The organism is Myxococcus sp. CA039A, from assembly GCF_013336645.1.
In the GTDB taxonomy this organism is placed as follows: domain Bacteria; phylum Myxococcota; class Myxococcia; order Myxococcales; family Myxococcaceae; genus Myxococcus; species Myxococcus llanfairpwllgwyngyllgogerychwyrndrobwllllantysiliogogogochensis.
Genome location: NZ_JABUMQ010000353.1, coordinates 1 through 10,982, shown reverse-complemented (window position 1 = coordinate 10,982; position 10,982 = coordinate 1). Strand labels below are relative to the sequence as shown.

Annotated in this window: 6 protein-coding genes and 1 pseudogene; 6 read left to right on the top strand and 1 reads right to left on the bottom strand. The window is 66.3% G+C overall.

Annotation, left to right across the window (positions count from 1 at the left end):
• From HR086_RS39350 to HR086_RS39335, 5 genes and pseudogenes are all read left to right on the top strand, one after another.
• Positions 1-1,139, top strand: a pseudogene (locus HR086_RS39350) (hypothetical protein); the annotation flags it as partial.
• Positions 1,136-1,954, top strand: a complete 819-nt coding sequence (locus HR086_RS39345) for a hypothetical protein (RefSeq protein ID WP_174468178.1) — start codon at positions 1,136-1,138, stop codon at positions 1,952-1,954. The pseudogene HR086_RS39350 and the gene HR086_RS39345, both read left to right, overlap by 4 nt.
• A gap of 306 nt (positions 1,955-2,260) precedes the next feature.
• Positions 2,261-2,386, top strand: a complete 126-nt coding sequence (locus tag HR086_RS49310; protein ID WP_256433702.1) for a hypothetical protein — start codon at positions 2,261-2,263, stop codon at positions 2,384-2,386.
• Positions 2,383-2,922: a hypothetical protein gene (locus HR086_RS39340; RefSeq protein WP_174468177.1), complete on the top strand. Its 540-nt coding sequence runs from the start codon at positions 2,383-2,385 to the stop codon at positions 2,920-2,922. The genes HR086_RS49310 and HR086_RS39340 overlap by 4 nt, the downstream gene beginning before the upstream one ends.
• The gene (locus HR086_RS39335) at positions 2,919-3,455 is read left to right on the top strand and encodes a hypothetical protein (protein WP_174468176.1); all 537 of its coding nucleotides are present in this window, start codon (positions 2,919-2,921) and stop codon (positions 3,453-3,455) included. The genes HR086_RS39340 and HR086_RS39335 overlap by 4 nt, the downstream gene beginning before the upstream one ends.
• A 567-nt stretch (positions 3,456-4,022) precedes the next feature.
• Here the strand turns inward: HR086_RS39335 and HR086_RS39330 are convergent.
• Entirely contained in the window at positions 4,023-8,885 is a 4,863-nt protein-coding gene (locus HR086_RS39330) for a tetratricopeptide repeat protein (RefSeq protein WP_174468175.1), read from the bottom strand.
• Between the two features lie 825 nt (positions 8,886-9,710).
• Between HR086_RS39330 and HR086_RS39325 the strand changes: the two genes are divergently transcribed.
• Positions 9,711-10,454 (top strand): hypothetical protein, encoded by a 744-nt coding sequence (locus tag HR086_RS39325; protein ID WP_174468174.1) that lies wholly within the window; start codon positions 9,711-9,713, stop codon positions 10,452-10,454.
• Positions 10,455-10,982: the final 528 nt, after the last annotated feature.

Here is a 10,982-nt window from a genome sequence, read left to right as displayed (position 1 = left end):
CTCCACCCCCACCCACTGCCTCGAAATCGAGGGGGGCGCGGCGTGCTGTCACGCAGGCTCAGCGTGACCTGCGTGACGTCCAGCCCGGCGGACTGCGGGAGCACCGCAAGCCGGACACCCTCCCGGTCGACGTGCGAGCGCTGCGAGACGCGTGGAACGCGCTGGTTGCCCCCCACGGCTTCTGGCCCTGGGGTGAGCGCACCTCCGTGCAGATGCTGGAGGACGCGTTGGCGGCGCTGGAGCGGCGGCCCCTCGCGGAGTGGCGCGAGGTGTTCTCCCGCGTCCCCCGCTCGCCGGTGTGCCGAGGGGAGCTGGACAGCCGCTTCCGGGCCACCGTCGTCTGGGTGTTGGTCGGCACAACCCGCGCGGGGGCGGAGGTGGCCGAGCAGCTGCTCAGCGGTGCGTGGAGCCTCGACGCCAAGGCGGAGGCGCCCGTGCCTGAGTCGGAGCCCGGGGCCGCCATGTGCCGGGTGGACGTGCCCGAGGGTACCGAAGCGGCGCGCGCGTGGAGCCGTGTCCTGGGCGAGCTGAAGGCCCAGAAGAAGGTCGCCATCGCCGGGCAGCTCCAGTCAGCCCGCGCTGTCGCGGTGGAGGACGGGCACCTCGTCCTGGAGGTGAGGGACAGGTTCGCGCGGAACTGGGTGGTGGACACCTGCCTGCCGCTCCTGGTGGAGCTCCTCACTGCCCAGGGGCTGGAGGGCCTGCGCCTCGCCGTCGCAGGCGAGGAGGACGCGGAGGTGCCGTCTACGCCGCCGGCCTTGGTGTCCGCGCCGGGAGACACACTCCCATTCGAGCTGCCGCCCCAGGCGGAGCCGCACACCGAGTCACTGCCGGATGGGGTGGGCCGCGTCTTCGCGAACGCGAAGGGCTGCGAGTACCGCTGGCGCGGGCGCGCGGACGACGACGCGTCCCGAGCGTTGCTCTCCCTGGCCGGCAGAGGCGGCGTCCCGGAGGTGCTGCGCCGGTTGGACAACGGCGTGCGCGCGCTCTTCAAGCAGCGCTGCGACAACCTGGGCGACTTGGTGCGGAAGTGGAACGACAACGCCACGCCCGAGGCGCGGCCGACGTCATCCGCGCGCGCGCCGGGACGTCCCCTCAACGACAACGACTACCAGGAAGGAGTGGTGGAAAGCCTGTGAGCCGAGACGACGAGAAGACGGCGCCCGCGCCACCGCGACAGGGGCCCCAGCGGCTGGCGGACCTGATGCGCAAGGCCATGTCCCAGGCCCGTGCGCGGCCTTCTGCCGGGCTGGCCCAGCTCGAGTCCGACTGGATGCAGCGGGAGGTGGAGTTGCAGCAGGCCGAGGCGGCGGAGAGGGCCCGGCACGAGGCCGCCCAGGTCGCCGCGTGGCCGCTGCACCTGAAGCTGTGCCATGCCCCTCCGGAGGCCGTGGACGCCCTGACCGGAGACACGGTGCTGGAGACAGCTGCCCTCCGCGCTGCGAGGCACGTCCTCCAGGAGGGGCTGCGCACGCTGCTGCTGTCCGGTGGCACCGGGGTGGGGAAGACAGCCGGGGCGTGCCACCTCTTCCGCTCCGCGGTGCGCTACGAGACGCGCACCGGCCAGCGTCTGCCCGAGTGGGACGCGTCCGCCGGGCTCTTCGTGCGCTGGTCGCGGCTGAAGCGCATCAGCGACTACGAGGCGGAGGACAGACAGCTTCTTCATCGCGCCACCCACGCGCGCGTCCTGGTGCTGGACGACGTCGGTGGGCTGCCGGGCGAGGAGCTGGGCCCGCGCCACCGGGAACTCCTCGAGGAGCTGGTGGACAGGCGGGACAGGCCTGGCATGGTGACGGCGTACACCACCAATCTCTCGGTGCAGCGGAAGGAGGCCGGGCCCTCGGACTTCGCCACCCACGTTGGCGCCCGCGTCGTCTCGCGCATGAGTCGCCAGGGCACGTTCCACCTGGCCGACTGCGGAAACCGGGACCTGCGCCGGGGAGCAAAGCCGTGAGGGCGCGCATCAATCAGGGTGTCGCGCTGTTCTGTCACACTTGCATTCAATTCACGGTCGTCGGCGATACCCGTGGTTCCCTGAAGGAGTCCCTTTGAATCCGCTCTTGTTCGCGCTGGTTGACGCGGTGCTCAGCCAAGCTCGCGCGAGGAGTCGGCTGAACCGCGAATTTTGCCACGACCACCTTCTTCGCGAACCGACGGAGGCAACTCGGTGGACCTTCGTCATGCGAACCGAGCGCGTCGGCGAAAGTACAGCCCTTCTTGGTTGGTGGCGCTCCTGCTGGCCTTTTGAGGGTGGCGTCCCGTGATTGCGCTGGGCTGCGGCGCCTCTGGCCTGACGCTGGCGCACCTTCCTGTGCTGCGCGTGTACGTGCGGCGCTTCGCGGGTGGGTCGGGGGCGGTGCGCGTGGTGCTGGAGTTCCTCCGATGACGTGCTCGCGCATCGAGTTCGTGCTGCCCGTGGGCACGAAGAACACCAGCAACGTCCGGGAGCACCACCAGGTGCGGGCGAAGCGTGCGAAGGGGCAGCGCCAGGCCACGGAGCTGCTCTGGCCCGGGTGGACGGGGCCGGTGCTGCTGGTGGTGCGGCTGACGCGGATGTCTCCGCGGCTGCTGGACGAGGATGACAACCTGCCCATCGCGCTGAAGAGCGTCCGCGACGAGGTGGCCCGGCAGCTCCGCGTCGACGACTCCTCACCCCTGGTGCGGTGGAAATACGCACAAGCGCAAGGCGAGGCCTCCGTGCTGGTGGAGCTGTCCTGGGGCGAGGACGCGCTCGCGGCGGCGGTCCGCGCACAGGACGCAGTGGCGCCCCCGCCACCACCCGTGGCACTGGCCCCGCAGGTGCGGACGGTGCGCGCGCCCAGGAAGGCGAAGGTGCCGGCCCCGAAGGCGACGAAGGCCAGCCCCGCGAAGTCCTGGGCGGACCTGGTGACGCCGGCCTACCGGAAGGGAGGTGTGCCGTGACGTGCCTGGAGGAGCCCCAGAAGCGGACGTGCGCGGACGAGCGCTGTGGCAAGGCGCTCCCCGCTGGGAAGGTAGGTGCGTACTGCGAGCGGAAGTGCCGGGTCCGGGTGGCCAAGCGCGTGAGCGACCGTGCCGCGAATCCAGGCAGGCCCGCGCGACGGGTGCCGGCGTTCATCCGCCGGATGCGCGAGGAGGCACCGGCGGGGCGGTGCGTGTACTGCGAAGCCGCCTTGGCCCCCAGGCAGCGTTTCCTGTGCGTGCGCCGTGAGTGCCGGACGGCCTACAACAGCGACTGGCGCCGCGAGCGGAACGCCTGCGTGGCCGACGGCCAGGAGGAGGGTGGAGAAGAGCGCGAGGCGCGGGATGCTGCCGAGGCCGCAGTGGAGTTCCGGGCAGGAAGGGAGCGGCTCGCCGTGCAATTCGACTCGGCCTGGGCAGCCCTCCGCGAGATGCAGGAGCGCATTCAGGCGCTCACGTTCGACAACCTCAACTTCGAGGAGAGCCCGAAGCCCCACGAGGGGAGGGGAGAGTGACGCCGTGTCCTCCGGAGCAGTGCACGGTGGGTGACTGCACGCGCCCCGCTGCGCCTGGGCGGAAGCAGTGCCATGCGCACCAGAAGCGGGCGACGCGGGGGCAGCCCCTGTCCACGCCCGTGGCGGAGACGTACGCCACGCAGTGGGAGAGGCTTGTCGCCGCCGCGCTGGCGTACGCGGACGCAGGCGACGACGAGGAGGAGTTCGCGAGGGCGAAGGACAGGCTCCGGAAGGCGGCCCAATCCTACGCCCGTTGGCTCCTGCTCCGGGCATCGTCGGCTCCCTCTCCTCGGATACGGAAAGTGCAGTCCGAGGCTCAGATGGATCTATGGCCACAGGATTCGCGCCGAGATGCTCCATAGCCACAGCTACTTCGAGAACGGAGCGACCCTCGCTGCAACCCACTTTACTTTGACGATGTGCCTCGCGGGGCGAGCCGTAGTGAAGAATCCCTTATCTTTCGGCTTTGGCTGGTTGAGGAATGTCCTCATCGCCGAATGTCGAACGTGCAGGTTAGCTTGCGCCTTCCCAGTCAATCGGCTGCGGACATCTGAGCAGCAACTGGCATCAGGGCAGGTGCTTCTTGGGAGCGACAAGAGGCGGGGTCAGCGCGGCCGGCGCAATACCTGTGGGCGACGCGCTTGGCAGCCATTTGAGAATGGGATGCATCTCCTCGCGGCGGATGCGCAGAGCTTCGTCCAGTTCTCCTCGGCCTTCGAGAATTTCGGCCACCCTAGCTAGGGTGACGGCCCGGCCGCGTGCGTCGCCAATCTGCTCACAGATGGGTAGCACTTCATCGCGGAGCATGCGCAGAGCCTCGTCCAGTTCCCCGCAGGTCGCGAGGATGTTTGCCACCTTTCGAAGAGTGATGGCCCGGCCGCGTGCGTCGCCAATCTGCTCACAGATGGGTAGCACTTCATCGCGGAGCATGCGCAGAGCCTCGTCCAGTTCCCCGCGGGCTGTGAGGATTTCGGCCACAACCCCAAGGTTGACGGCTCGGCCGCGTGCGTCGCCCATCTGCTCACAGATGGGTAGCGCCTCCTCGCGGAGGATGCGCAGAGCCTCGTCCAGTTCCCCGCAGGTCGCGAGGATGTCTGCCACCTTCCCAAGGGCGATGGCCCGGCCGCGCACGTCGCCTAGTTGCGCACAGATGGGCAGCACCTCCTCACGGAGAATACGCAGTGCCTCGGCCTGATCCCCTCGGGCCGAGAGGATAGTGGCTATCTGGACCAGGGTGATGGCTTTGGAGCCCATATCGCCCAGCCGCGAGTAGACCGGCAACTCCTCTTCGCAGTGGATGCGCAGCGCCTCGTCCAATTCCCCGCGGTCGTCGAGGATATCGGCCACCTTCCCAAGGGTGACGGCCCGTGCGCGCACATCACCCAACTGTTCGCAGATGGGTATCACTTCCTCACGGAGAATACGTAGTGCCTCGTCCAGTTCCCCTTGTGCCTGGAGTGTGCTGGCAATCTTGCTAAGGGTGCCAGCCAGACCGCGCACATTGCCCAGTCGCTCGTAGACCGGAATCTCCTCCTCGCGTCGGATGCGCAGAGCCTCGTCGGGCTCTCCTCGGGACTCGAGGGCGTCTGCCACCTTTCCCAGGGCAACAGCCCGTGAGCGCACGTCTCCAAGTCGCTCGAAGACGGGCACCACCTCTTCGCGGAGAATACGCAACGCCTCGTCCGGCTTTCCCCCCGCACTTAGAATTGCAGCCACCTTTCCACTGACAATGGCTCGGGCGCGCGCGTCGCCCAGTCGCTCATAGACGGGCAGAGCCTTCTCACGGAGGATACGCAGTGCCTCGGCTTGCTCTCCTCGGGCTTCGAGCGTGTCAGCCACCTTGGCAAAGGTAACGGCTTGGTTGCGCATGTTGCCCAGCCGCTCGTAGACCGGGATCTCCTCCTTGAGTCGGATGCGCAGCGCTTCGTCGGGCTCTCCTCGGGCATGGAGGATGTCGGCTATCTTCCCCAGGGTAATGGCCCTGAAGTGCATGTCGCCCAGCCGCTCGAAGACAGGCAGAACCCGCTCGCGGAGAATGCGCAGTGCCTCGTCCGGCTCCCCTCTGGCCTGGAGGATGTCGGCCACCTTGGTAAGGTTGACAGCTTGGCTGCTCACGTCGCCTAGCCGCTCATAGACGGGCAGTACTTCCTCTCGAAGTATACGCAATGCCTCGTCTTTCTCTCCTCGTGTGCTGAGAATGTCGGTCATCTTGCTAAGAGTGATGGCGCGGCCACCAACGTCGCCCAACCGTTCGTAGATAGGAAGTACCTCCTCGCGAAGGATTCGCAGCGACTCTATCGGCTCTCCTCGGGCATCGAGAATGTCGGCTACTTGGCGTAAGGTGCTAGCCAGGGCGCGCACATCGCCCAGTCGCTCGTAGACCGGAATCTCCTCCTCGCGTCGGATGCGCAGAGCCTCGTCGGGCTCTCCTCGGGACTCGAGGGCGTCTGCCACCTTTCCCAGGGCAACAGCCCGTGAGCGCACGTCTCCAAGTCGCTCGAAGACGGGCACCACCTCCTCGCGGAGAATACGCAACGCCTCGTCTAGTTCTCCTCGGGCCACGAGGATGTCGGCCACCTTTCCCAAAGCAACTGACCCGGATCGCACGTCGCCCAACCGCCTGCAGCCGGGCAGCACCTCCTCACGGAGGAGGAGTAGTGCCTCATCCAGTTCCCCTCGGGCCTCAAGAATGTCTGCCACCTTCCCAAGGGCGACGGCCCGGCCGCGCACGTCGCCAAGTTGTTCGTAGACGGGCAGCACCTCCTCGCGGAGAATACGCAACGCTTCGTCCGGCTCTCCTCGGTCATCGAGGATGCTGGCTACCTTCCCCAAAGCAACGGCACGGCCGTGTACGTCGCCTAGCCGCTCATAAATAGGCAGTGCCTCCTTGCGGAAGATTCGCAATGCCTCGTTTGGCTCCCCTCGCACACGGAGTACCTCTGCGATAGTTCCAAGAGCAATCCCCTCAAACCATTCGGTCCGTTGCGAACGGGCAAGCGTCTGCAGTTCGCGTGCAGCAGCGAGAGCCCTATCCATGACGCCAGCACTCATCGAAACGGCGGCCTGTAGCGCAAGCGTCAAAGACCGTACGTTCGGGTCGATCAGCTCAAGAAGTGCCCTCTCGCAGAAGGCGGCCCACGAGAGAAACGGGCCATTCACTCGTGCATAGGTGGAACCAGCATTTATCACCCTTTCCACTTCTGTTGCCGGTACTTGGTGCAGCCATGCTCCCAAGGAGGTGCCTTCAAGAGTCAGCAGTCGCCATCGTTTACCCTGCGCTTCAGAATCGCCGGATTCGTCCGGCAGTTGAGCGATAAACCATTCAGTCATCCTGGCAACGACGACGTCTTGCCCTGTGCCCTCCCGAAGCAGTGCCGCCAGCAGCGGATGGGCTCGCCACGTATCTTGCTGGGGTGCTTCCTCAAGGGGCACTTTTTCGATGATGGACAACTCCACCGCCTGCACAACAAGGGAGGCAAACTCATCCTCTGTGAGTCCTGCCAAGGCAGCGCCCAAGCTTCTGCCAACTCCCGCCGCAGGCGCATGGCCGAGTGCCGCCATTCCCCCAAGAAAACGCGGCGCCTCCGACCCCCACTCTTCATGGAGAAGCGCTCGTAGTGCCTCCAGCGAAATCTCCAGAGATGTTCTCAGCACGGCCCGGGAGGCACCCTCGGAGAGAAGTTCGCTGGCCTTATCGGCGGGGCCCACCGCCAGACCTTTGCGCCGAAGCTGAGCCAGGAAGCCGTCAGTCGTGTGCCCTCTGCGGAGGTAACCCGAGGCAAGATGAATCGCGAGCGGCAAGTGCCCCAACTCTCGTACGAAGCGAGCAAATCCCTCCGCCTCATCCCCATCTCGAGGCGGGCGAAACTCCTTCGACAACTGTTCCAGGGCATGGCCACTCTCCAGTGGCCGCAGGGAAATCACCTCCCAGCCTGCAGAGTCGCCGAAGCCCTGCAGCCGCCCACTCACGATGACGGGGCACCCAGCAAGCCGCCGGACAACGTCTGCCGCAGATGCTGCCTCTGCAGGCCCGTCCACGTTGTCGATGACCAACAGGGCAGGAGACAGCCGAAGCCTCTCCCGTACCGCAACGGCAAGCCCCTCTGGCTCAGCCGTAACTCCGAGGCGATCAGCAACTTCTCGCAGCAGCCCGTCCGCCTTCAGCTCTTGGCCGGATTGGAAGGGAAGTCGTTGGAAGCCGCCTGGAAAGCGCCCAGTACGCTCTCGGAAGAACTGGCCCACGAGGTACGACTTACCGACGCCTGGCATGCCCTGAATTGCTACGGGTCGTGGCTCACCCTTCTCTGGGAGGAGTGCGTTCGCCAGTGCCATCAGTTGTGCCTGGCGCCCCACAAAGACTCCCACCCTCGGAGGAACTGGCGTGTCAACTGCTGCTGGTCCCCACCAGCGAATCCGGCCGCCACGACTCCCGGCGTACTGGCCGTTATCGTTGAACCAGAAGCTACCCCGAGAGGACCAGGTGCGGAACAACACGTCGCAGGACTCGGGTCGCCCTGTTCCACCTAGCGTCAGTTGAATCACCTGAAAGGAGTTGGGATACCGGTCGCTGTCGTACAGGCATCCTGCGGCCAACGAGCGGAGCGCCGACGAAGGCTCCTCCGAGCGGAGCGCCTCGGGTTCGTGCAGATGCCCCCGCAGTAATAAGTCCACATGCCCTGCCAGCAGTCGACGTGCATGAGCCCCATCCATCAACTGGTCCAACGGGTGGTGGATGAGCGCCACGCGGAGCCCGTCGAGTTCGCGCCCCTCGTCCGTTGCCAGGCGCATCACTTGGTCGTCGGTGAGCCACAGCCGACCCGTGTCGTTGTCATCGCCAGCCAGCCACGCCGAGTCGAGGCCGATGAGGTGCACCGCGAAGGGGTGCCCTGGGAGGTGCACAGTCTCTCGGTACCCCAACCGGGGGTGAAGGGCTGCGGATGGCAGAAGGCCGGGCCGCCCAAGAACCTTGTCTACCCATTCCCGGTACGCTGCCTGACGCGAAAGAACTTCGTCACGCATCGAGGCCCGAAATCCTCGAGGTGCCCAGTCCTTCTGCGAGGCCATCCACTGGGAGAACTCCTGTGCATCACTGGAACGAAGAAGCCTCCTCAACTTTTTCCAGCTGGCAGATGCGATCGAGCGGTCCACATCGTGGTTGCCAGGCACCAAGAAGAGTCGCTCACGCGAGCACTTGAGACGCGTCAGAACCTGGTCGAGGAACTGGAGAACCCCCTCGTACTCCACCGGGCGGCCGGAGAAAGCTAGGTCCCCGGTGAAGGCCACTAGGTCAATGGGCCCATCCGCGAGAATGTCGTCGAGGTTACGCATCCAAGCATCCCCGAGAACGCGGCGGCGACGCCACGCCTCCTTTTCCAAGTCTCCGCGGATGTGCAGGTCCGAAATGTGAAGGATGCGCAACTGGTGGTGCATGAGTACCCTCTGGAGGCCAGTACAACATTGCCAGGAGCCCGCTCAGGTCGTTCGCGAAATCGCCCGCACCAGGGGCGCCTCTTGGCAACGCCAGGGTCAGAGACGACTCGCGATATCGAACCCTGAGGTTGGCGCGAACGGCTTTCCGGCTTCTCCCCACCCCCAAATAGGTCCTACGCGGACGCGGGATATGCAGATGTGAAATTCGCGGTGGAGACGGACAGGCTCCGAAAGGCCGCACAGTCCTATGCCCGGAGCCTGCTCCTCCAGCCTCCGCCGCCCCCGCCTCGGCGGCGGGTGAGGAAGGAGTGCCCCGAGGCCCAGCTAGAGCTGTGGGCCTGCGAGGGGCAAGAGTCCGCTGTGGTCCACGACGCCCCTTCGGAGTCGCTGGAGGATGCGCTGTAGAATAAGCCTCTATGGTGCAATCGATTGAGGAGTGGTTGGAGGAACGAGAGTGCTTAGAATGCGGCCGGCAAATTGGTGGGAATCATGTCGGGAGCAGGTGCTGGTTCGACGACGGCTTGGTCCAATACCCCACCCTGGAAGACCTTCAGACGTGTGTCGGTGTCCAGAAGGTCATTCTCGCGTCGAATCAGCGGTGGAGCGGCTTGCCGGCGGGATCCGAAGAGAGGGCGTCCGCCCTTCGTGAAGCAGATGCCTACGCGAAGGAGCTGGATCCGCTGATCGCTAAACTCCACAAGGAGGCCGGGCTTGTCAGTGGAGTGTGCCCCCGGTGCCACCTCCCCGTGTCGAATTAGCCGGGGCTGAACCAGTACTCTCATTTGTCGACGGACGCGGTCCACGCTCAAACCGACGCTCGGAGGCATGTCAGGTGTTGAGGCCCGTGCCCGGGGCGAGTCGGCGGATGGTGGAGAAGGGGCTGCCCGCCCTCTGACGGTGGACCAGCAGCGTCTCTGTGAGCGGTGGCGCCCGCTGGCCCTGGGGCTGACGTTGAAGCGCCTGCACGGGGCTGGGCTCGGGCACCACGAGGACGAGGCTGCGGGGCTGGCCGCCGATGCGCTGGTGAGTGCCGCCCAGCGGTGGGTGCCCTCCGAGAGCCGATTCCCCTGGTACCTCCGGATGCGTGTCCAGGCGGTGATGTCGCGCTTCATCCACCGACACCCCGAGACGACGAGCCTGGACGAAATGCTCCCCGGCAGCGACCTGGACACCTTCGCCAGCCGGCTCGCGGCCGAGCGCGAGGAGGAGGGCGCCGCCAGCGATGCCCGGGAGCTGTCGCGGCGGGCGGAGGCGGAGATTGTCGCCCGGCTGGTCCAAGGGCGGGATGGGGATGTGGCCCGCCGTCAGGCACACGAGGCCTTCGAGACCTGGTGGGGGTGCGCGATGGAGGGCCGCTCCGGCGCCGAGGTGGCCCGCGCGCGCGGAGTCTCCCCGCAGGCCGTGGCGATGCGGCTGGCCCGCGTCCAGCGCGTCGTCGAGGCGTGGGCACGGGCGGTGCGTGGGGACACCCCGGCGAAAAACAGGCGCGGAGGACTCGCATCTGACCGAGCGGGAACAGCCGTTGGAAGGGACCCGAGTGCGCGTGCTGAAGGGCAACGCGCCGGCTGAGATGACCTCGCCTGTCACAGGCTGGCGGAGCATGGGCTCATTAGCTGAGGTGGCGAACCTGCCTACCGAGCACTTTCGGTCGGCACGTGGTCAGCGATGCGTCGTACTAGACGCGTCCTTCGCAACACCAAGAGCAGTCTCGGATGACGAACCCATTTCGGACGCCCCACCTGCGGAGTGCCTTCTTGTCGGCAAGGGCGAGCTTTCGATAGCCCCTCTCCGTGTACGCCTCGGGGCGACGTCGTGCCGGTCTGGCCCGCGGTCGAATGGTCCAACATCGAGCCTGATGAATCACGTAGTACTGGCGGTCGTGGCTCCTCGTGACGTTGGCCAAGTACCAGCCAGGATGCTTTGCGAGGAATCTCAGATAGTCGCTGCCGTTGTCGAGTTGCGTAGGCGTCATCGGCATTGGTGCCCCCTATGTGAAAAGGGAATGAACGAAGCATGCCTGAGGGGCGGGATCCCCCAAATGGGACTTGAGGGTCACTTGCTAACCGTGCGGCGGCTCTCGACTCACTTATCCCACTG

What these genes read in the sequence shown, in the direction of transcription:
- HR086_RS39325 (WP_174468174.1), top strand. Translation starts at nt 9,711, where the DNA reads ATGTCAGGTGTTGAGGCCCGTGCCCGGGGCGAGTCGGCGGATGGTGGA.
- HR086_RS39340 (WP_174468177.1), top strand. Translation starts at nt 2,383, where the DNA reads ATGACGTGCTCGCGCATCGAGTTCGTGCTGCCCGTGGGCACGAAGAAC.
- HR086_RS39330 (WP_174468175.1), bottom strand. Translation starts at nt 8,885, where the DNA reads ATGCACCACCAGTTGCGCATCCTTCACATTTCGGACCTGCACATCCGC.